Origin of the sequence: Oceanomicrobium pacificus (genome assembly GCF_009833495.1) — a bacterium.
Taxonomy (GTDB): Bacteria; Pseudomonadota; Alphaproteobacteria; order Rhodobacterales; family Rhodobacteraceae; genus Oceanomicrobium; species Oceanomicrobium pacificus.
Window position 1 is genome coordinate 367351 of the sequence record NZ_WUWG01000001.1, and the last position, 19630, is coordinate 386980.

The window sequence follows — 19630 nt, forward strand, 5'->3', positions numbered from 1 at the left end:
TTTCCATGACCTCTTCCCCGCGCCTTTCCGTCAAGCGCGCCGATTTCGGCGATGCGTTCACCTTCGGCGTTGCCACGTCGAGCTACCAGATCGAGGGCCACACGTTCGGGGGCGCCGGCCCGACCCACTGGGACACGTTCGCCGCCACCGCAGGCAATGTGGTGCGGGCCGAGGATGGCGCGGTCGCTTGCGACCACTACCACCGTTGGGAGGAGGATCTGGACCTGATCCGCGATGCCGGCCTGTCCGCCTATCGCTTCTCCACCTCCTGGGCGCGGATCATGCCCGAGGGCCGCGGTGCGGTGAATGCGGAGGGGCTCGACTTCTACGACCGGCTCGTGGACGGGATGCTCGCGCGCGGGCTGCAGCCGCATGCAACGCTTTACCATTGGGAACTGCCCGCGGCGCTGGCCGATCTCGGCGGCTGGACCAATCGCGACGTGGCGAACTGGTTCGCCGATTTCACCGAAGTGGTGATCGGGCGTCTGGGCGACCGGCTGACATCGGTCGCGCCCGTCAACGAACCGTGGTGCGTCTCCTTCCTCAGCCATTTCCTCGGCATCCACGCGCCGGGCCATCGCGACATCCGCGCCACGGCGCGGGCCATGCACCATGTGCTCCTGGCCCATGGCCGTTCCATCGCCGCGATGCGCGCCATGGGCCAGACCAACCTCGGCGCGGTCAACAATTTCGAATATGTCTCGGCGGCCGACGAGAGCGAGGCCAGCCGGGCGGCAGCGCGCCTTTATGAAGGCATCTACAACCGCTGGTTCGTTCAGGCGATGATGCAGAAAACCTATCCCGAGGATGTGCTCGACCTGCTCGGGCCGCATATGCCCGCCGGATGGGAGGCAGATCTCGACCTGATCGGCGCACCGCTCGACTGGTTCGGGGTGAACTACTACACCCGCCAGAACCTGCGGGCGACCGACAGCCCGATCTTCCCCGCGATGGAGCCCGCACCGGGCGACCTGCCGAAAACCGCGATGGGCTGGGAGGTCTTCCCCGAAGGGCTCTACCGCATCCTGACCTGGCTGAAAGCTGAGCAGACCGGCGACCTGCCGATCCGCATCACCGAGAACGGGCTGGCCTCCTATGACACGGTCGGGCCGGACGGCGTGTCCGATCCGCAGCGGCTCGACTATCTCGACGGACACCTGAAAGCCGTGCTGCGCGCGAAAGCCGAGGGCGTGCCGGTCGAGGCCTATTTCGCCTGGTCGCTGATGGACAATTACGAATGGGCAGAGGGGTACGAGAAACGTTTCGGCCTCGTCCATGTCGATTTCGACACGCTGGAGCGCACGCCGAAGGACAGCTATCACGCGCTGAAGGCGATGCTCGCGGGCTGATCAGTCGACCGGCAACCCGGATGGCACGCTGTCCGGGCGGCCCAGCCGCCCGGTGATCGAATAGGTCCCCGTCAGGCTTTCCAGAAAGGCCACGAGCGCGGCCACATCCGTGTCATCCATCGGCCGTGGCACGATATCGAGCGCGGCGGCGTGTCGGTCGCGCTCGCGTGCATCATCCATGACCACGAAATCCGTGTCGGCCAGCCAGTCGGCCCGCGGCAGGCGGGCATCCGCAGGCATCCAGGCCGCCAGCATGGTTTTCGGGTCCAGATGATGCCGCACGATCCCTTCGAGCGTGGCATAGGCGCCATTGTGCCCGTAGGGCGCGGTCAGCGCGACATTGCGCAATTGCGGCGTGCGGAACCGGTAGGCATCTTCCAGCCGGTCTGTCTCGGCCATCCGGCCCACGTCCCGCGCGGTCGGGTCGAACACCCGCGTGCGTCCCGGACCGAAGGCCGGCAGGCCGAGCGCGTGGAACTGCTGGTCGGACAGGAACGGACCCGAGTGGCAGTCCGCGCAGCCCGCTTCCCCGAAAAAGAGCTGCCGCCCCCGGTCGGCCGCGTCGCCGAGCGCCGCATCGTCACCCGCGAGCCAGGCATCATAGGGGCTGTCATAGCTCCGCCATTCGCTGTTCTCGAAATCGCCGAGCGCGGTGCCGATATGCGAGATGGTGATGTCGAGCGGGCCGTCCACATCGTCAAACGCTTCGATGAACATGTCCGCATAGGCGGGAATGGTGCGCACGCGCTTGGAGACAATGTCCCAGACGCGCTCGATCTCGTCATGGGCAGCGCCGGCAATGTCATTCTCGCCCGGATTGCCCGCCATCTCGAACTGGGCATTGAGCGGGAAGAGCGCCTGTGCCGCAAGGATCGTATCCAGATCGTCCGGCAGGTCGCCGCCCGCGGGCGTGTTGAACCCGTTGCCGAAATCGTCGGATATCGACACCCGCCCGTCGTGGAACAGGATCTCCACCTCCCACGCGCCGAGGTTCCAAAGCGCCGGCGCGTTGCGCGGCACCCGCTTGCGGATCCGCGATGCGCCCGTGCCCGCGCGGCGCTCCGGCCCAAGGCCGAAGCCGCCCTCTCCGATGCCGAGCGACAGCCCGTCGCCGGTGCCAAGGTCGTGATGGTGGCAGGTTCCGCAGGAAATGTTGCGGTTTCCCGACAGGATCGGGTCATAGAAGAGCAGCTGCCCGATAGCCGCCGCCTTCTCGTTGAAGGGCAGGAAATCGGCCTCCGTCACCGGCACGCGCTCCTGTGCGCCGAGCCCCGTGGCAATCCATGTTGAGATCGCCGCCGCGGCGGTGCAGACTGCGCGCAAATCCATTCCCGAAGGCCTCCCCATGCTCCGACATTCCCTCTTTTGTCTTTTCACTATCGCGTTTGCCGGCACGGCCCAAGCCGATATTCAGCATGCGAAGAAATTGCTCGATGCCGACCGGTTCGAGGAAGCGTTCGAGGAGCTCTGGCCCGCCGCGCGCTCGGGCAATGCGGATGCCGAGGAACTGATCGGCGTCATGTATGCGATGGGGCTCGGGGTCGAGCGTGACGACCAGCGTGCCTTCGACTGGTATCTGCGGGCCTCGATGAAGGGCCATCCGGGCGCGCAATCGGGCGTCGGCTGGTATTACGAGATCGGCCGCGGCATGCCGGCGCCCGATCTTGTGCGGGCTTATATGTGGTACACGCTGTCGGCCATCGGCGGCGATCCGGATGCCGCGATCAGCCTGGAGGAAGTGGTCAAGAAGATGACCCGCGAAGAGATCGATCAGGCGCTTCTGATGGTGGCCGATTACAAGGTCTGGCTCTACCCGTTCCGCTGACGGTGCCCTGAAACGGAAGCCGGCGCCGCAAGGGGCGCCGGTTCACTTGGTTTCATGTCTTGTTTCAGACCTTGGACATGGCCACGGCCGTATCGAGCATCCGGTTCGAGAAGCCCCACTCATTGTCATACCAGGTGAGGATCCGGCACATGGTGCCGCCCATGACCTTGGTCTGGTCGGTGTGGAAGATCGAGCTGTGCGGATCGTGGTTGAAATCGGTGGAGACGAGCTTCTCGTCCGTATAGCCGAGGATGCCCTTCAACTCGCCATTGGCGGCCGACCGGATCGCGTCGTTGATCTCTTCCACGCTGGTGTCGCGCGCCGCGATGAAGTTCAGGTCGACGACCGAGACGTTCGGGGTCGGCACACGGATCGCCACGCCGTCGAGCTTGCCGTTCAGTTCCGGCAGCACGAGGCCGACAGCCTTGGCGGCGCCGGTCGATGTCGGGATCATCGAGAGCGCGGCGGCGCGGGCCCGGTAGAGGTCCTTGTGCATCGTGTCGAGCGTCGGCTGGTCGCCGGTATAGCTGTGGATCGTGGTCATGAAACCCTTTTCGATCCCGATCGCATTGTTGAGCACATAGGCCACCGGCGCGAGGCAGTTGGTGGTGCAGGAGGCGTTGGAGACAACGATATCCTCACCCGTCAGCGCATCGTCATTCACGCCGAAAACGATCGTCTTGTCGGCGCCGCCGGCCGGTGCGGAAACCAGAACCTTCTTCGAGCCGTTCTTCAGGTGGGCGGAGGCCTTTTCCTTGTCGGCGAAGATGCCGGTACATTCGAGCGCGATGTCCACATCGCCCCAGGGCAGTTCCTCGGGGTTGCGGATCGCGGTGACCTTGATCGGGCCGCGGCCCACGTCGATCGTGTCGCCGGACACTTTGACCTCGGCCGGGAAGCGGCCATGCACGCTGTCGTAACGGATCAGGTGGGCATTGGTCTCGATCGGGCCCAGATCGTTGATCGCCACGACCTCGATGTCGGTGCGGCCGCTCTCGACCAGTGCGCGCAGCACGTTGCGGCCGATCCGGCCAAATCCGTTGATTGCAACTTTCACCAAGGTCTCACCCTCCTTTGAACCATCACGGGGCACGTGCGCGGCCTGACGCTGCGGCACGCTTCGAGACGGGTTCAATCACATTCCGGCAGGCTTGCAAAGACAGGTTGCGGAAATAAGCGTGGGTGGCGCTGATCGGTCGCGTATCGGGCGGCCCGGAAAGGCCCGGTTAACCTTGTTCCTGTATGCCCTGCGCCGCAGCTGCGATTCGCCCTGCGCGGTGCACGCGCTGCCCTTTCCCGAGATGTGCCCCCGGTCCGCCCTGCCGCAGTCCAATCGCGCGGCGGCGGCCCCGATTGCAGGAGATCCAGATGGCCGACTTGTTCCGCAACCACAACCAGAACCTGACCGCCCCGCCGCAGAACGCGCTTGCCGTGGTGCCCGATGACGCGACTGACCTGCCGTGGATCACCCGCGCGCTCTATGTGGGCGGCGGCGGCGATCTGCGGGTGCGGATGCAGGATGGCACGGACGTGACGCTCGCCAATGCCAGCGCGGGCACGCAATATGCGCTTCGCGTCGAGCGGGTGCTGGCGACCGGCACGACGGCGACGGATATCGTTGCCATGTGGTGATGGCCCGGGCGCGGCGCGGGCTTTGGCACCTGCGCCGCGCGTCGCCCGTCAGCGTTTCGGCAGGTTCAGGTCCTGTTCGAGCGCCTCTTCGAGTTCCACCAGATCCTCGGGCAGCGGCATGCCGAGCGCCTTGATCTCGGCCAGCTTCTCCCGCAGGCTTTCCTGAATTTCATGCGCATCCTCGGGCTGATGGGTCATCTGCTCCATCAGCATCATGATCTGGACCTTGAGCGCTTCGAATGCCATGGGCGGGTTCCTTTACCGTTTCGCGGCACAGGTCTTGCACAGCGGCGTGTGCGGCACAATATCGAGCCGCGCCGCGTCGATTTCTTCGCCGCAGGAGACACATTCGCCGTAGCTGCCCGCAGCGATCCGCTGGAGCGCCGCTTCGATGCTGCGGATTTCCTGCAGGCCGGCCTCCCCGATCCCTTCGAGCACCTCGTCATCCTCGCGCTCGGTGGCGCGGTCCTCGTCATCCTTGCTGACCGGCTGGTCGAGATCATGCTCGATATGTTCCAGCCGTCCGCGCAGTTCCGCGAGACGGGTTTCGAGCTGGGCCTTGCGGGCCGATAGATCAACCATATGCATGCTCCTTCATGATGCGTTGGACCGGAGCCTAGACCGGGCCGCCGTTGCGCCCCTTGATGTGCATCAACCAGTCCGGATGCGGGTCAAAGGGTCAGGCGAAGAACCCGGCCACGCGCTCCAGGAGCCAATAGGCCGACACACCACCAATAGCATAAATCACGGTCAGCTGGCCAAGCGCGGCGATGCGGGCGCCCTCCGGCATCCGGTCGAGAATACGGCGCACCAGCCATATGACCGCCAGCACAACCGCGATGAACAGGATCTGTCCCAGTTCTACCCCGATGTTGAACATCAGGAGCGCTGCGGGAATATCGGACGGCGGCAGGCCCGTCTCGGCCAGCGCACCGGCGAAACCAAGCCCGTGCAAAAGACCGAAGGTGAAGGCCACAAGCCACGGTTTGCGCGCCGAGAGCACTTGTTCCCCGCGCCGCAGACGCAACAGTTCCGTCGCCAGAAACGTGATCGACAGCGCGATTACGGCCTCCACCGGGGGTCCGGGCAGGGTCAGGAAGCCGAGCGTTGCCAGCGACAGGGTGATGGAATGGGCCAGCGTGAAAGCGGTCACCGTCTTCAGAAGCGCCCAGCGCCCCGGAACCAGGAGCACCAGCGCCAGCACGAAGAGCAGATGGTCGATCCCGACGAGAATGTGATCGATGCCGAGATAGAGATAGGTCTGCACCACCTGCCCGAGGCTCGGCTCCACGGCAAAGGCGGCACTGGCCGCACCGGGCGTCATGCGCAGGGTCTGCCGCGCACCGGTCAGCGGTTCCAGCCGGACGAGCACATCGGTGCGCGTCGCGTCCAGCCCCTCGATCGTGATGGGCTGGCCCGTCAATCCGCCCGGACAGTCGGTTTGCCAGCTGGTGATAAAGGCCGACTGGGCGAAACTGACCTGTGGCGGGCGCGGCTGGGTGCAGCTGTCAGGCAGGCGCGCGGTGATCTCCATCGGCGTGCCCGACACTTGCGGCACCTTCCAGATGAGCAGGAACTGGTCGGGCGCGGTTTCCCGGATGTCGAGGAACCCCGGCTCCAGCGCATGGGCCGACAGACCGCCCGCAAGCGACAGCCACAGGAGCAGCGCGGCCGCCATTCGGCCAAGGGCGGCGCGGGTCATTCCTGAGCACCCGGACGCAGCAAGTCGGCCGCCGCCTGCCCGCCCGGCAGGTCGATCCGGTAGTTTTCCGCGAGCCGAAGGGCCGCATCCTGCCGCGCGGTCTGGGCGGCCTCATAGCGCCAGTCCCGCAACAACCGTCCGCGCAGCGCCTCGAAATCGGGCGTGCCAGCCGGTTCGGCCGCCGCAATGCGCACCAGATGCTGGCCGTAGCTCGACGGGACAGGTCCGGCCCACTCTTCGAGCGGCAGGCCGGGCAGCGCGGTGGCAAAATCGCGCCCGAACCGGTTGGCGATCAGTCCGACATCGGCGGGTGACAGGCTCGGCGGCAGGAGTGTCGGCTCGCCCACCGTGCCGGGCTCGGCGCCGCCTTCGAGCGCGGCCAGCACCTCCGCGACCGCGTCCGGTTCCGGGTCGGTGCCAAGGAACACCTGCGCCAGTGCAAATCGTGGCGGCCGGATATAGCGTTCTTCATTGGCCGCGAGATAGGCACGCAATTCCTCGTCGCCCGGATCGGTGGCCTGCACGCCGGCTTCGGTGAAAAAGTCCATCTTCTGCCGCAGCCGCTGCCGGATGATCGCATCATTCTGGTCGAGCCCGAGTTTCAGCGCCTCTCGGTAGAGCAGTTCCTCCCGCAGATGGTCGGCCAGAATGCCGGTGGCCTCGGCCTCGGTCGGCGGGCGGTTCCAGCTGGCCTCGAACTGCTGTTGCAGGCGTTGGAACTGGGCGTCCGTGATCTCGATCCGATCGGGGTCCGGCCCCTCGTCCCCGCCGACAATGTCGAACAGCAGGAACAGACCAGCCCCGATCAGAAGGAAATGCAGGAAGGGCGATTTCAGAACGGACATGGGCAGGCGTGCTCCTGTTTTCATCTCTTGTCCCAATGCCCTGCGCACCCGTCAAGCACGCAAGTTCCACCGGCACCGCCCCTTGACCGGTGCGCTCCGACGGCTCAGGGTGCGCGCTATCCACCCCGGAGCCCGCCATGACCCGCGTCCCGCCCTCCCCGCGCCTGCCCGACGGCGGTCCGCTGATCGAACCCGTCGACGTGGCGATCGGACCTGCCGCTGCTGGTGCCGCCGGAGCGGCGACCGAGCGCAACAACCTGCGCGCGATGCTCTGGCTGCTCCTGTCCGTGGTGGCCTCTTCGGCGATGACGGTCGCGGTGCGGGGCCTGTCGGACACGATCGACAGCCGGATGATCGTGCTCCTGCGCGCTGGTGCGACACTGGCACTGATCCTGATGGCACTGCCTCTGCTGCCGGGCATCCGCGCGCGGCTGCGGGTCACGCGGCCCGGCCTGCACCTGCTGCGCGGGTTGCTCATCGGCCTGTCGACCCATCTGGGTTTCTATACTCTGTCGGTGCTGCCGCTCGCCACCGCGACGGTGCTGTTCTTTACCGCCCCTATCTTCGCGACGCTTCTGGCCATGCCCGTCCATGGCGAGCGTGTCGGTCCGGTGCGCCTGTCGGCAGTGGCGGCCGGCTTCCTCGGTGCGGTGGTGATCCTGCGTCCCGGGGTCGACGGGCTCGATCCGTGCATGATCGCGGCACTGGGTTCGTCGGTCCTATTCGCCGGTGCGCTGACCCTGTCACGCGGTGTCGCGGCGGTCGACGGGGCGGTGAGCGCCTTCGCTTCCTCGGTGCTCGTGACTTTCCTCCTCTCCGTCCCGCTGGCCTGGGGCGTCTATGACCTGCCCGGCACTTCGCTTGCCTGGCTCGTGCTGGCGATACTGGTCATTGCCGGCGGCATGCGCGGCTATGCCGACATCCGCGCCTACCAGATGGGAGAGGCCGCCGTGCTCGCCCCGGTGGCCTTCCTGCGGCTCGTGGTCGTCGCTGCGGCGGGATTTATCTTTTTCGGGGAGGTGCCTGACGGGCCGACCCTGGTCGGAGCAGCGATCATCGTGACCGCCACGCTCGTCATCACCCATCGGGAGAGCCGCGCAGGGCGGCGCAAGGCGAAGACCCCGGACTAGAAGCTCTTGCGTGCCGTCAGGGCCGCCGTGATGGTCCCGTCATCGAGATAGTCCAGTTCGCCGCCGATCGGCACGCCCTGAGCGAGCGAGGTGACTGTCACCCCGTCCAGCTGGTCGGCAATATAATGCGCGGTGGTCTGCCCGTCGATCGTGGCCGCAAGCGCCAGGATCACCTCCGATACCTGGCTGTCGCGCACGCGTTCGGCCAGCTGCGGGATGCGCAGATCCTCCGGTCCGACACCGTCGAGCGCGGACAGGATGCCACCCAGCACATGATAGCGCCCCTTGAACACGCCGGCGCGTTCCAGCGCCCAGAGGTCGGCCACATCCTCCACCACGCAGATCACCGCGCCGTCGCGGTTCGGATCGCGGCAGATGTCGCATTCCGCGGCCGAGCCGATATTGCCGCAGGTCTGGCAGAGCCGCGCGGTCTCGGCCACCTCGACCATGGCGCGGGCGAGCGGCGTCAGGAGCAGCTCCTTTTTCTTGATCATCTGCAGGACAGCGCGGCGGGCCGACCGCGGTCCGAGACCCGGCAAGCGGGCCATCAGGTCGATCAGCCGCTCGATTTCCTTGCCGCCCTCGGTCACGCGCCGCGCCCCGTCAGGCCGCGCGTTCGACGATGACGGAGCCGACCGAATAGCCCGCCCCGAAGGAGCAGATCAGGCCAAGGTCACCGGGTGCGAGGTCCTGCGAATATTTCGCAAAGGCGATCATCGATCCGGCCGAGGAGGTGTTGGCATAATCCTGCAGGATGTTGGGCTGTTCGCCTGGTTCCGGCTCCCGGCCCAGCACCTTGCGGCCGATGAAATCATTCATCGTCTTGTTTGCCTGATGCAACCAGAGCCGTTTCAGCTCGTCCGGCCCGCGGCCCGCATCCTCCAGATGGTCGAGAATGTGATGCGAGACCATCGGCAGCACTTCCTTGAACACCTTCCGGCCCTCCTGCATGAACTGCATGTCGCGCCGGTCGGCCAGCCCGTCGGGCCGCGAGCGGCGCAGGAAGCCGTTATTGTTCCTGATATTGTTGGAGAATTTCGTCTCGCACCGGGTCGAGAGGATGTTGAAATGCGCGCCTGTCGCATCCTCGGCCCGCTGCAGCACGATCGCGGTGCAGACATCGCCGAAGATGAAATGGCAGTCCCGGTCGCGCCATTCCAGATGGCCCGAACAGATTTCGGGGTTCAGCATCAGGACCGAGCGGACCGAGCCGGAGCGGATCATGTCCGCCGCCGCCTGAATGCCGAATGTGGCGGAGGAACAGGCGACATTCATGTCGAACCCGAACCCGTCGATCCCGAGCAGGTCCTGCACCTCCACGGCAATCGCCGGATAGGGGCGTTCATGGTTTGACGCCGCGACGATCACCGCGTCCACGTCGCCCGGACCGATCCCGGCCTGATCGAGCGCAACCTTGGCGGCCTTGAGCGACATTTCCGCCATGATCGACGGCTCTTCATCGCTGCGCTGGCGCAGGACCGGGTGCATCACCGCAGGGTCGAGCACGCCCGACTTGTCCATCACATGGCGCTGCTCAATTCCGCTGGCCTTGAAGATGAACTCGGCCGAGGAATGTTCCTTGGCCTCGACCGTGCCCGCGGCGATCTCGGCCGCATGTTCGGCATTGAACCGGTCGACATAGGCGTTGAAGGCCACGACAAGCTCATCATTCGTGATGGTCGCGTCCGGCGTGAAGACGCCGCTTCCGGTGATCGCAGCCTGATACATGCGCTGTCCTTCCCGTGCCGTGCGGCGTCAGCCGAACGGGTTTTTCATGCCTTCCGGCAGGTCCATGCCTGCGGTCACACCCGCCATTTCAGCCTGTGCAGCGGCCGCGGCGCGGGCCTGTGCGTCCTTGACGGCGGCCAGCACCAGATCCTCGACCACTTCGCGGTCCTCGGCGGTGAAGAGCGACGGATCGATGGACACGGCCGTCAATTCGCCCTTGGCGGTCGCGGTCACTTTTACCATGCCGGCCCCGGCCTCACCCTCGACCGTGATCGTGTCGAGCCGCGCCTGCGCCTCTTCCATCTTGCTTTGCATGGCTTGCGCCTGCTTCATGATCTTGGCCATGTCGCCAAGATTTCCCAAACCTTTGAGCATTGCTCATCCTTCCTCGTCGAACGGGTCCCAGTCGTCGGCCATGGCCTCTGGGTCTATGGGCAGGATATCTTCGTTCCCGTCATCGGGTTCAACCCCTGTCCCGACGTCCTTGATCTGCGCGCCGGGAAAGGCCGCCATCACGGCCTGCACCATCGGGTGGGCCAATGCCCGGCCCTGCAGGTCGTTGCGATGGGCGTTGCGCTCCTCGGCAATCGTCTGCCCGCCACCGCTGGAAACGATGGACACGCCCCAGCGCACGCCGGTCCAGCCCTGCAACCGGCCCGACAGCCGTGCGGCCAGATCGGGCGGCGCATCACCGGTCGGCTCGAACTCGATCCGGCCCGGTGTATAGCTGACAAGGCGGATATGGTTCTCCACCTCCATCAGGAGTTTCATGTCGCGCCGCTTGGCGATCAGCTGGACGACATCCTCGAACCGCGCATAGCGGGCCAGCGCCTCGGTCGCGGGCACGGCCCCGGCTTGCGGTGCCGGCACGGATTCCGCCAGCGATGCGGTGACGGTGCCGCCGCCGCCCCCGCCTGCACCCTGCGGCGCGCGGTCGTGCAATCGGCCATTCGGGGCACCGGTGCCGCCGCCGGGGCCCGCGCTGCCCGGACCGGGTGACGGGGCCGGACCGCCGCCCTCCTGCAGGCGGCGCACAAGGTCTTCGGGCGTCGGCAGGTCGGCCACATGGGTCAGCCGGATGAGCGCCATCTCGGCAGCCATCATCGGGTTCGGGGCCTGCGCCACTTCTTCCAGCGCCTTGAGCAACATCTGCCAGCTGCGGGCCAGAACCCGCATCGGCAGCCGCTCGGCAAAATCGCGGCCGCGGGCGCGCTCGTCGGGGCCGATGGTCGGATCGTCCGCCGCCTCGGGCGAGATCGAGACGACCGACACCCAATGGGTGATCTCGGCCAGATCGCGCAGCACGGCGAGCGGATCGGCGCCGCCCGCATATTGCGCGGACAGTTCCTCCAGCGCGGCCGCGGCATCGCCCCGCATCACCGTCTCGAACAGGTCTAGCACCCGGCCGCGATCGGCGATGCCGAGCATGTCGCGCACCTGTTCCGCGGTCGTTTCCCCTGCGCCATGGGCAATCGCCTGATCGAGAAGCGACAGCGCGTCGCGCATCGACCCTTCGGCGGCGCGGGTGATGAGCGCGAGCGCGTCGGGCGCCACCTGCGCGCCCTCCTTCGCGGCAATATCGCCCAGATAAGCCATCGTGTCCTCGGGCTCCATCCGGCGCAGATCGAACCGCTGGCAGCGCGAGAGGACAGTGACCGGCACCTTACGGATCTCGGTCGTGGCGAAGATGAATTTCACATGTTCGGGCGGCTCTTCCAGCGTCTTCAAGAGCGCGTTGAACGCGCTGTTGGAGAGCATGTGCACCTCGTCGATGATATAGACCTTGAACCGCGCCGACGTGGCCCGGTAATGCACGCTGTCGATGATCTCGCGGATGTCGCCCACGCCGGTGCGGCTGGCGGCGTCCATTTCCATCACGTCGACATGGCGGCCTTCAGCGATCGAGCGGCAGGGGTCGCATTCCCCGCAGGGCGCCACTGTCGGACCGCCCTGCCCGTCCGGCCCGATACAGTTCAGACCCTTGGCGATGATCCGCGCCGTGGTCGTTTTCCCGACCCCACGCACGCCGGTCATGATGAATGCATGCGCGATCCGGTCCGATTCGAACGCGTTTTTCAGCGTCCGGACCATCGCATCCTGACCGATCATGTCCGCGAAGGTGGCGGGCCGGTATTTCAGCGCCAGAACCTGATATCCGGATCGCTTCTCCGACGCGGCAACACTCTCTTCGGTCATGGATTCGCTTTTTTCCGGCAAAATGAGATACAGGGGGTCACCCTAGCCCCCGGGACCCCGAGCGGCAAGGCATCAGCAGGCAGGCGGAAGAAGCAGGACAGGGCATGAATGACGCACAGCAGATGCGCCCCGGCGCGGCGCAGATCCTTGGCAGCGGGCGGCACGGCGAATCGCGGGCGCTGCGGGCCTATGCGCCGCCGGTCTGGCGGAATGCGGCGGTGCTTCTGGTGCTCGTCATGGTCCTTATCCAGACCTTCACCTCGCTCGGCTGGCCGATCGGTCAGGGGCTCGGCCTTTTCCCGCCCGAATGGGCCTCGGCCGAGGTCAATGTGCTGCACAACTGGATGGTGTTCGAGTTCGGCCTGACGCCCTATCAGGCCTTCGGCTTCGTGCCGGTGCCGGACCTGGGCGACCATGTCTGGGCGCAGGACTGCCTGCGGGACGGGCCGCGCATCTTCGAGGGCGACCTGCGCGACGCCTGCTACGAATTGCGCGCAGCCCTTGCCGAAATAGACATCCCGGCCGAGCCGTGGCGGCTTGTGACCCATGCCCTTCTGCATGCGGGCTGGTTCCACCTGCTGATGAACAGTTTCGCCTTCATCCTGTTCGTGCCGATGGTGCTGCGGCGGATGGGCTCGGCGCGGTTCCTCTTCTTTTTTGCCGGCGCCGCGGCGGCGGGCGGTCTGGCACATATCGGGCTGCGCTACGGGATCGACGGCGTGCTCGTCGGCCTCGGCGTGCGGGCCGCTCCCGACACGGGCATCGCGCGGACCGCCCTTGTCGGCATGTCCGGTGTCGTCTTCGCACTTTGGGCCGTATGCCTGCGCATCCAGTTCGACCGGATCCGCCGCCAGCCTGTGGCGGAGCGGGCGATCACGCCGGCCCGCTATCTGGGCCGCGTCTTCATCAATCTGGCCGTCATCAATCTGGTCTTCATCCTCTTCCAGAGCTTCATCTCGGGCGAGGCGCATATCGGCGGGGCCCTGTTCGGGTTTCTTTTCGGGCCGCTCTTCTTCACCACAGGCGCGTCGCTCGCCGCGCGGTCGCACAGGATGCGGGACATCACCTGGCTCCGGCAGCCGAAACTCTGGCCGCGCGGCTTTGCCGGGAGCCTGCCCTTGCCGCCGCTGCGCACCGCAGAACGGCGGGCGGAAGGCTGGCAGCGCCAGGCATAGGCGGAATGTGCGGGAAGTGAGAGGTTGGACAACGACCCAAGCGGGGCTCGTTACGGCTGCTTCCTTCCGGACCTGACCGGGTTGGCGAGGCGCTCGCCCGCGCCAACCTCTCGCCCCGGCATTTAGACGCTTGCGCCCGGCAATTCAAGACCGGCCATGCGCCGGGCGGTCGCGTCCCATGTGCCGCTTTCGGCCGCGCGTGCCACATCGAGACCCGTCAGCGGGCCGAATTTGAACCCGTGGCCTGAATCGGCGCTCAGCCATACCGCGCGGCGGTCATGGTGCAACAGGAACCGGGCGTCGGGCGCCATCAGGTAGAAATTGGCGATCGTCTCGCGCACCGTGAAGCGATCGATGCCGCGGAACCGGCCGCGATAGGCGGCGAGAATCGCTTCCGTGTCCGCCGGCGTGACGGTGCGCCCCTTTACCGGATCGCCCGGACCGGTATGCAGCCCGTAGCCGATCTTCATCGGGATATCGCCGACCGGCGCCATGCCCCAGAGGTCATCCGTTCCGCCCAGATCGACCCAGCAGGGCGCATCCGCCCAAAGCGCCGCCAGATCGTCCGACGGGTCGAGATAGACCACCACTGTCCGGCGCGGCTCCAGCGGCAGGTCCAGGTCCGGCGGCAAGAGCGCCGGCAGGCCGACACCGGTCGCGACAATCGCAAGATCGCCCTGAAGCGGCCCCGCGACCGTATCGAGCCGGCCCGATGCCGGATCGACGCCTGTGGCGGGCCGCTTGTCGTGAAACGTGACGCCCCGCACGCGCAGCCATGCAATCAGATCCGCGATAATCCTGTCGGACAGAAGCACGCCGCCCCGGTCTGTCATCAGCCCGAACCGCACACCGTCCGGGTCGAGCATCGGGTAGCGCTCGGCGACCTCGCTGGCCGACAGAAGATCATAAGTCTGGCCGCTGGCATCGAATGCCGCGCGGGAGGTCTCGGTCCAGTCGCCCGGCACGCGGCTCAGGGCAAGGATGCCGCGCTCGACATAGTGGCTGGTGCCGAGATCGGACCAGAGCTTGTCCCACGCGGCGAACGCATCGGGCATCCGCGCGGCATAGCCGGGCGATTCGGCATAATGCGGGCGGATCAGCCGGTGCCGGTCCCAGCTTGCGGCGCGCGGGTTCGGCAGGGGGCCGCTCTCGCAGATCTCGACCGTCCAGCCGGTCTGAACGAGCGCCCAGGCCGTCGACAGCCCGTTGATTCCAGCACCTGCAATGACGGCCTTCGGCATGGGTGATCCTCCTGCGCCCGACGGCGCGTCCCGTTTCGCGCCGAGATTGCAGAGCCGCCCGTCCTGTTGCAAGGTCGCGGCGTCAGACGGGCGCCATCTGGGGCGGGGCGCAGGGGCAGGAGCAAGCGATGCGCGATGCGGAACTGGTAACTTTCGGAGGATCGGACCTCGACCGGTGCGCGGAATTGCGCGAGGACGAGGCCACGCTGGCAAACCTCGCCCGCGATCCGGCCGCCCGCGCGCTGCCGGTCTGGCGGCTGAAGCCGCTTTTCGACCTCGACAGTCCCGCGCCGCGGCTCGGCTGGATGGAGATGTCCGCGCCGGTTCTGGCCGAATCGGAGACCGCGCCCATTTTCCTTGGCTGCATCGACGGGGCGCCGCGCTTCGCGGTCGATGTGTCGCCATGGGTCGCGGACGAGGATCCCGGCCAGGGGTTCATCGACGGGTCGCGGCACTGGCATCCGAGCCTGCCAGAAGACTGGCGCTTCGTGGACCTGCGCGCGATCATGGGCGAACTGACGCCGCAGGATGCCGGCAATGCAGCGGCGGCGCGCGGCATATTCGGCTGGCACGACACGCACAGATTCTGCGCCCGTTGCGGCCAGCCCTCGGTCCCGTCGCTCGGCGGTTGGCGGCGCACCTGCACCGATTGCGGCAGCTTCCATTTCCCTCGCACCGACCCCGTGGTCATCATGCTGGTCACGCGCGGCGACCGCCTGTTGCTCGGCCGGTCGCCCGCTTGGCCCGACGGCATGTATTCGCTGCTCGCAGGCTTCATGGAACCGGGCGAGACGATCGAGGCTGCCGTGCGCCGCGAGGTCTGGGAGGAAGCGGGCATCACCGTGGGCCCGGTGCGTTATCTCGCCTCGCAGCCCTGGCCCTTCCCGGCATCGCTGATGATCGGCTGCCACGGGCTGGCCGAGACGGAGGCCATCACGCTCGACCCGAAGGAACTGGAAGATGCCCGATGGGTCGACAAGGACGAGGTGTTGCGCGCGCTCGACGGCCGCCACCCCGACCTGTTGCCGGCTCGCAAGGGGGCCATCGCACGGTTCCTGATCGAAGCCTGGCTCGGCGACCGGCTGGACGACTGACCGAACGCACGGTCAGACGTGGCGCTTAGCCCTCACCCTCGACCGCGCCGACCAGCGTCTTGCGCAGCGGATGGGCCGGATAGACGCCGAGGATCTTCTTGTAGGACGTGAAATAGTCGAGCTCCGCCATCGCGCGGCGCACGGCCGGATCGTCCGGATGCCCCTCGATATCGGCATAGAACTGGGTCGCGGTGAAGGAGCCGTTCAGCATGTAGCTTTCCAGCTTCACCATGTTGACACCGTTGGTCGCGAACCCGCCCATCGCCTTGTAGAGCGCGGCGGGAATGTTGCGCACCCGGAAGACGAAAGAGGTCATCACCTCGCCGCTTTCGGGCACGGGCGCCTCGGCCTCTTCCGGCGCCATCACAAGGAAGCGGGTCGTATTGTTGCCCTGATCCTCGATATGGCGGGCCAGCACATCGAGCCCGTAAATGTCGCCCGCCAGTTCGGAGGCGAGCGCCGCCATCTTCGGATCGCCGGCCTCGGCCACCGCTTTTGCCGAGCCTGCCGTGTCCGCGCCCGCATGGGGCCGGATGCCGTGGGCGCGCAGGAAGTCGCGGCACTGGCCAAGCAGCACTGTGTGGCTGGTCGCATCCGTGATGCTGTCGAGCGTCGCGCCGGGCAGCGCCAGCAGGTTGATATGCACCCGCAGGAAATGTTCCGAGATGATCCGCAGCCGTGACTGGGGCAGAAGCTGGTGGATGTCCGCGACGCGGCCATAGGTCGAGTTTTCCACCGGCAGCATCGCCAGATCGGCCCGGCCCTCGGTCACCGCCGCGATCGCCCCTTCGAAACTGTGGCAGGGCAGCGCTTCGGCGCCGGGAAACACTTCCGTGCAGGCCTGATGCGAATAGGCGCCGGGTTCGCCCTGAAAGGAGATCGTCTTGATGGCGTCGTGCATGCCGCTATGGCCCCGTCTCTAACCGTGTGTCTTGCCGTGTCCGACCGGGCGGCATTTTCCTCCGCATTCGGGCGTTTCGTCGCGCTTTCTACACCTTGCGCTAGTGCAGGGGAAGCGGATAGAACCGTCTCCAACACGGCGCACCTGTGGGTGGCCGGCACGGAAACAAGGTGGATACACGCATGAACACGATGGAAATCACCAAGGTCGTCGGTGGCCTGTGTGGCACATTCCTGATCTTCCTGCTCGCCAAGTGGGGCGCGGAGACGCTCTATCACACCGGCGACGGCCATGGGGACGAGGCGCATTCCGCCTATGTGATCGAGGTCGAGAGCGACGGCGACGCGGCTGCGACCGATGCGCCCGAAGTCAGCATCGAGGAACTTCTCGCCTCTGCCGACGTGGGCAAGGGCGAGCGCGTGTTCGGCAAGTGCAAGGCCTGCCACAAGCTCGAGGATGGCGCGAACGCCACCGGCCCGCACCTCTTTGCGGTGGTGAACCGTCAGGTGGCGGCTGTATCGGGGTATGATTATTCCGACGGCATGGCCGGCCATGGCGGCGCATGGGACGTGGAAACGCTCAACAGCTTCCTGGAAAACCCGAAGGACGAGGTTCCGGGCACCAAGATGAGCTTCGCCGGCCTGAAGAAGCCGGAAGACCGCGCCAACCTGATCGCCTATCTGGAAACCGTCCAGTAAACCGCGCGACAGACTGGAATTTGACGCCGCGTCCCGACAGGGGGCGCGGCGTTTTCATTTGAAGCCCCTGCACCTGCCGGACCAGGCCGCCACCGGCAGCAGCTCGCCACCCTGCCCCGCCCTGCCGCTTTTCACGCGCAGCTGACATTTTCGCGCCTTGCCCCGCTTCCCGCAGCGCCCTACGATCATCCGCAAAAGAAAGCCCAGCAGGAGGCGTTTCAGATGATCGCGCAGACCCAAGCCCGCACCCGCCCGGACCCCGCCCACGACAGGGCCTTGCCGGGCCTGTTCCTCTTCGGTGTTTCGGCTCTCGCTGCGCTCGTTCTGGCCACAGACGCCCGCGCCGATGGCCACGTCACGGAAAGCCACGGCATCTCGACCTATGGCGAGTTGAAATATGCCGCCGATTTCGAACATTTCGACTATGTGAACCCCGACGCACCCAGGGGCGGCGAATATTCGAGCTGGGCCTTCGGCTCGTTCGACAGCATGCATCCCTATACGATCAAGGGCCGGGCCGGGCGGCTCTCCTCGATCATGTTCGAAACGCTGATGGAAGCCTCGGCCGACGAGGTGGACGCGCTCTACGGGCTTCTGGCCGAAACGGTGCGCTATCCCGAAGACCGGCAGTGGATCGAGTTTGACCTCCGCCCCGAGGCCCGCTTCTCCGACGGCAGCCCGGTCACGGCCGATGACGTGGTCTTTTCCTACGAGATCCTGCGCGACAAGGGCCTGCCTTCGCTCAAGGTCGTGTTCGAGGATTTCGAGACTGTCGAGGCGCTCGACGGCGACACGGTGCGCTACACGTTCCGTGAGGGATCGGCCACCAAGGACCTGTCGACAACGGCTGCCACGCTGCCGGTCTTCTCCCGCGCCGACTGGGAGGGGAAGGATTTCTCCGAAAGCACGCTGGAGCCCGGCATCGGCTCTGGCCCCTACATGTTCGACCGGATCGACGTGGGCCAGACCATCGTCTACCGCCGCAATCCCGACTATTGGGGGGCCGATCTGCCGATCAATCGCGGGCGGCACAATTACGACACGATCCGGCTCGAATATTATGCCGACTACAATGCCGCCTTCGAAGGGTTCAAGGCCGGCGATTACACATTCCGCACCGAAGCTTCCTCGCTCATCTGGGGCACCGAGTACGACTTCCCGGCCGTGCAGAACGGTCAGGTTGTGAAGGTGGAACTGGATGATGGCGGGCTGGGGCTGGCACAGGGGTTCTTCTTCAACCTGCGGCGGGAGAAGTTCCAGGACCCGCGTGTGCGTCAGGCGATCGGGATGATGTTCAACTTCGAATGGTCGAACCAGACGCTCTTCTACGGGCTCTACGACCGCGTGACCTCGTTCTGGGAGAACAGCGACTTGAAGGCGACCGGCCTGCCCGACGCCGCGGAACTGGCGCTTCTGGAACCGCTGCGCGACATGCTGCCGGACAGCGTCTTCACCGAAGAGGCCGTGGTGCCGCCCGTCTCCGCGCCGTCTCAGCTTGACCGCAAGCTGGTGCGCGCCGCAGGCCAGTTGCTTGACGCGGCCGGCTGGACGGTCGTGGACGGCCAGCGCCGCAACGCGGATGGCGACCTCCTGTCGGTCGAGATCCTCAATGACAGCCCGAGCTTCGACCGGATCATCAACCCGTTTGTCGAGAACCTGCGCCGCATCGGCATCGACGCGGTGCACAACCGGATCGACAATGCGCAGATGACCGACCGCGAGCGCACCTACGATTTCGACATGCTGACCGACATTTACGGCATGAGCCTGACGCCGGGCTCGGGGCTGAAACAGTATTTCGGCAGCGAAGTGTCGGACGAGAGTGTCTTCAACAAAGCAGGCCTCCGGTCCGAGGCCGTGGATGCGCTGATCGAAAAGGTGCTCGATGCCGAAAGCCGTGACGAGATGACGGTCGCGGTGCGTGCGCTCGACCGTGTGCTCCGCGCCGAACGGATCTGGGTGCCGCAATGGTACAAGTCGGTCCACACGGTGGCCTATTACGATTACTACGAGCATCCCGACCCGCTTCCGCCCTATGCGCTCGGCAGCCTCGACATCTGGTGGGCCAATGCGGAGAAATTCGACGCCCTGAAAGCCGAAGGCGCCTTCTAAGA

Annotated in this window: 20 protein-coding genes and 1 other RNA gene; 8 read left to right on the forward strand and 13 right to left on the reverse strand. The window is 66.2% G+C overall.

What is annotated here, in order from left to right:
* Positions 1 to 5: 5 nt before the first annotated feature.
* Positions 6 to 1349 (forward strand): GH1 family beta-glucosidase, encoded by a 1344-nt coding sequence (locus tag GSH16_RS01890; protein ID WP_160851322.1) that lies wholly within the window; start codon positions 6 to 8, stop codon positions 1347 to 1349.
* On the opposite strand, the gene GSH16_RS01895 is transcribed toward GSH16_RS01890, so the two are convergent.
* Positions 1350 to 2678 (reverse strand): cytochrome-c peroxidase, encoded by a 1329-nt coding sequence (locus GSH16_RS01895; protein ID WP_160851324.1) that lies wholly within the window; start codon positions 2676 to 2678, stop codon positions 1350 to 1352.
* A gap of 16 nt (positions 2679 to 2694) precedes the next feature.
* On the opposite strand from GSH16_RS01895, the gene GSH16_RS01900 reads away from it, so the two are divergent.
* On the forward strand, positions 2695 to 3174 hold the full coding sequence (locus GSH16_RS01900) for a tetratricopeptide repeat protein (protein ID WP_160851325.1): 480 nt from the start codon (positions 2695 to 2697) through the stop codon (positions 3172 to 3174).
* A 64-nt stretch (positions 3175 to 3238) separates the two neighbouring features.
* On the opposite strand, the gene gap is transcribed toward GSH16_RS01900, so the two are convergent.
* Positions 3239 to 4234, reverse strand: coding sequence for a type I glyceraldehyde-3-phosphate dehydrogenase (gap, locus tag GSH16_RS01905; RefSeq protein ID WP_160851327.1), 996 nt, complete (start codon positions 4232 to 4234; stop codon positions 3239 to 3241).
* 308 nt (positions 4235 to 4542) lie between these two features.
* On the opposite strand from gap, the gene GSH16_RS01910 reads away from it, so the two are divergent.
* Entirely contained in the window at positions 4543 to 4806 is a 264-nt protein-coding gene (locus GSH16_RS01910; protein ID WP_160851329.1) for a spike base protein, RCAP_Rcc01079 family, read from the forward strand.
* A gap of 48 nt (positions 4807 to 4854) precedes the next feature.
* Here the strand turns inward: GSH16_RS01910 and GSH16_RS01915 are convergent, their stop codons facing one another.
* The 4 genes from GSH16_RS01915 to GSH16_RS01930 form a co-directional block, all read right to left on the reverse strand.
* The gene (locus GSH16_RS01915; RefSeq protein WP_160851331.1) at positions 4855 to 5052 is read right to left on the reverse strand and encodes a hypothetical protein; all 198 of its coding nucleotides are present in this window, start codon (positions 5050 to 5052) and stop codon (positions 4855 to 4857) included.
* Between the two features lie 12 nt (positions 5053 to 5064).
* Entirely contained in the window at positions 5065 to 5388 is a 324-nt protein-coding gene (locus GSH16_RS01920; RefSeq protein WP_160851332.1) for a TraR/DksA family transcriptional regulator, read from the reverse strand.
* 97 nt (positions 5389 to 5485) lie between these two features.
* A complete protein-coding gene (locus GSH16_RS01925; protein WP_235912905.1) occupies positions 5486 to 6508 on the reverse strand; it encodes a HupE/UreJ family protein in 1023 nt (340 codons plus the stop codon).
* Positions 6505 to 7353, reverse strand: a complete 849-nt coding sequence (locus GSH16_RS01930) for a peptidyl-prolyl cis-trans isomerase (protein ID WP_160851334.1) — start codon at positions 7351 to 7353, stop codon at positions 6505 to 6507. Before GSH16_RS01930 ends, GSH16_RS01925 begins: the two co-directional genes overlap by 4 nt.
* Before the next feature lie 137 nt (positions 7354 to 7490).
* On the opposite strand from GSH16_RS01930, the gene GSH16_RS01935 reads away from it, so the two are divergent.
* The gene (locus GSH16_RS01935; protein ID WP_160851336.1) at positions 7491 to 8483 is read left to right on the forward strand and encodes a DMT family transporter; all 993 of its coding nucleotides are present in this window, start codon (positions 7491 to 7493) and stop codon (positions 8481 to 8483) included.
* Here the strand turns inward: GSH16_RS01935 and recR are convergent.
* The 4 genes from recR to GSH16_RS01955 are packed head-to-tail and all read right to left on the reverse strand — an operon-like array spanning position 8480 to position 12407.
* A complete protein-coding gene (recR, locus tag GSH16_RS01940; protein ID WP_160851338.1) occupies positions 8480 to 9073 on the reverse strand; it encodes a recombination mediator RecR in 594 nt (197 codons plus the stop codon). The genes GSH16_RS01935 and recR overlap by 4 nt on opposite strands.
* 13 nt (positions 9074 to 9086) lie before the next feature.
* Positions 9087 to 10211, reverse strand: coding sequence for a beta-ketoacyl-ACP synthase III (locus GSH16_RS01945; protein WP_160851339.1), 1125 nt, complete (start codon positions 10209 to 10211; stop codon positions 9087 to 9089).
* 27 nt (positions 10212 to 10238) lie between these two features.
* A complete protein-coding gene (locus GSH16_RS01950) occupies positions 10239 to 10586 on the reverse strand; it encodes a YbaB/EbfC family nucleoid-associated protein (protein ID WP_160851341.1) in 348 nt (115 codons plus the stop codon).
* A 3-nt stretch (positions 10587 to 10589) separates the two neighbouring features.
* Positions 10590 to 12407: a DNA polymerase III subunit gamma/tau gene (locus GSH16_RS01955; protein WP_160851343.1), complete on the reverse strand. Its 1818-nt coding sequence runs from the start codon at positions 12405 to 12407 to the stop codon at positions 10590 to 10592.
* Between the two features lie 104 nt (positions 12408 to 12511).
* Between GSH16_RS01955 and GSH16_RS01960 the strand changes: the two genes are divergently transcribed.
* Positions 12512 to 13582, forward strand: a complete 1071-nt coding sequence (locus GSH16_RS01960) for a rhomboid family intramembrane serine protease (RefSeq protein ID WP_160851345.1) — start codon at positions 12512 to 12514, stop codon at positions 13580 to 13582.
* 14 nt (positions 13583 to 13596) lie between these two features.
* Here GSH16_RS01960 and ffs read toward each other — a convergent pair.
* Together ffs and GSH16_RS01970 are read right to left on the reverse strand one after the other, a co-directional pair.
* Positions 13597 to 13695: signal recognition particle sRNA small type (ffs, locus tag GSH16_RS01965), an RNA gene on the reverse strand.
* A 9-nt stretch (positions 13696 to 13704) separates the two neighbouring features.
* Positions 13705 to 14823 carry an NAD(P)/FAD-dependent oxidoreductase gene (locus GSH16_RS01970; protein WP_160851346.1) on the reverse strand — a complete coding sequence of 373 codons (1119 nt, stop codon included), beginning with the start codon at positions 14821 to 14823 and terminating at the stop codon, positions 13705 to 13707.
* Positions 14824 to 14951: 128 nt separating this feature from the next.
* On the opposite strand from GSH16_RS01970, the gene nudC reads away from it, so the two are divergent.
* Entirely contained in the window at positions 14952 to 15917 is a 966-nt protein-coding gene (gene nudC, locus GSH16_RS01975; RefSeq protein WP_160851348.1) for an NAD(+) diphosphatase, read from the forward strand.
* Between the two features lie 25 nt (positions 15918 to 15942).
* Here nudC and GSH16_RS01980 read toward each other — a convergent pair whose 3' ends face one another.
* Positions 15943 to 16818, reverse strand: coding sequence for a prephenate dehydratase (locus GSH16_RS01980; protein ID WP_160851350.1), 876 nt, complete (start codon positions 16816 to 16818; stop codon positions 15943 to 15945).
* Between the two features lie 182 nt (positions 16819 to 17000).
* Here GSH16_RS01980 and GSH16_RS01985 point away from each other — a divergent pair, with 182 nt between their 5' ends.
* Positions 17001 to 17516 carry a c-type cytochrome gene (locus GSH16_RS01985; protein WP_160851352.1) on the forward strand — a complete coding sequence of 172 codons (516 nt, stop codon included), beginning with the start codon at positions 17001 to 17003 and terminating at the stop codon, positions 17514 to 17516.
* A 222-nt stretch (positions 17517 to 17738) separates the two neighbouring features.
* Positions 17739 to 19628 carry an extracellular solute-binding protein gene (locus tag GSH16_RS01990; protein WP_160851354.1) on the forward strand — a complete coding sequence of 630 codons (1890 nt, stop codon included), beginning with the start codon at positions 17739 to 17741 and terminating at the stop codon, positions 19626 to 19628.
* Positions 19629 to 19630: the final 2 nt, after the last annotated feature.

Bases quoted from the DNA above. Each gene is read 5' to 3' on its own strand.
- GSH16_RS01890 (WP_160851322.1), top strand. From the start codon at position 6: ATGACCTCTTCCCCGCGCCTTTCCGTCAAGCGCGCCGATTTCGGCGAT.
- GSH16_RS01895 (WP_160851324.1), bottom strand. From the start codon at position 2,678: ATGGATTTGCGCGCAGTCTGCACCGCCGCGGCGGCGATCTCAACATGG.
- GSH16_RS01900 (WP_160851325.1), top strand. From the start codon at position 2,695: ATGCTCCGACATTCCCTCTTTTGTCTTTTCACTATCGCGTTTGCCGGC.
- GSH16_RS01910 (WP_160851329.1), top strand. From the start codon at position 4,543: ATGGCCGACTTGTTCCGCAACCACAACCAGAACCTGACCGCCCCGCCG.
- GSH16_RS01915 (WP_160851331.1), bottom strand. From the start codon at position 5,052: ATGGCATTCGAAGCGCTCAAGGTCCAGATCATGATGCTGATGGAGCAG.
- GSH16_RS01920 (WP_160851332.1), bottom strand. From the start codon at position 5,388: ATGGTTGATCTATCGGCCCGCAAGGCCCAGCTCGAAACCCGTCTCGCG.
- GSH16_RS01925 (WP_235912905.1), bottom strand. From the start codon at position 6,508: ATGACCCGCGCCGCCCTTGGCCGAATGGCGGCCGCGCTGCTCCTGTGG.
- GSH16_RS01930 (WP_160851334.1), bottom strand. From the start codon at position 7,353: ATGTCCGTTCTGAAATCGCCCTTCCTGCATTTCCTTCTGATCGGGGCT.
- GSH16_RS01935 (WP_160851336.1), top strand. From the start codon at position 7,491: ATGACCCGCGTCCCGCCCTCCCCGCGCCTGCCCGACGGCGGTCCGCTG.
- GSH16_RS01945 (WP_160851339.1), bottom strand. From the start codon at position 10,211: ATGTATCAGGCTGCGATCACCGGAAGCGGCGTCTTCACGCCGGACGCG.
- GSH16_RS01950 (WP_160851341.1), bottom strand. From the start codon at position 10,586: ATGCTCAAAGGTTTGGGAAATCTTGGCGACATGGCCAAGATCATGAAG.
- GSH16_RS01955 (WP_160851343.1), bottom strand. From the start codon at position 12,407: ATGACCGAAGAGAGTGTTGCCGCGTCGGAGAAGCGATCCGGATATCAG.
- GSH16_RS01960 (WP_160851345.1), top strand. From the start codon at position 12,512: ATGAATGACGCACAGCAGATGCGCCCCGGCGCGGCGCAGATCCTTGGC.
- GSH16_RS01970 (WP_160851346.1), bottom strand. From the start codon at position 14,823: ATGCCGAAGGCCGTCATTGCAGGTGCTGGAATCAACGGGCTGTCGACG.
- nudC (WP_160851348.1), top strand. From the start codon at position 14,952: ATGCGCGATGCGGAACTGGTAACTTTCGGAGGATCGGACCTCGACCGG.
- GSH16_RS01980 (WP_160851350.1), bottom strand. From the start codon at position 16,818: ATGCACGACGCCATCAAGACGATCTCCTTTCAGGGCGAACCCGGCGCC.
- GSH16_RS01985 (WP_160851352.1), top strand. From the start codon at position 17,001: ATGAACACGATGGAAATCACCAAGGTCGTCGGTGGCCTGTGTGGCACA.
- GSH16_RS01990 (WP_160851354.1), top strand. From the start codon at position 17,739: ATGATCGCGCAGACCCAAGCCCGCACCCGCCCGGACCCCGCCCACGAC.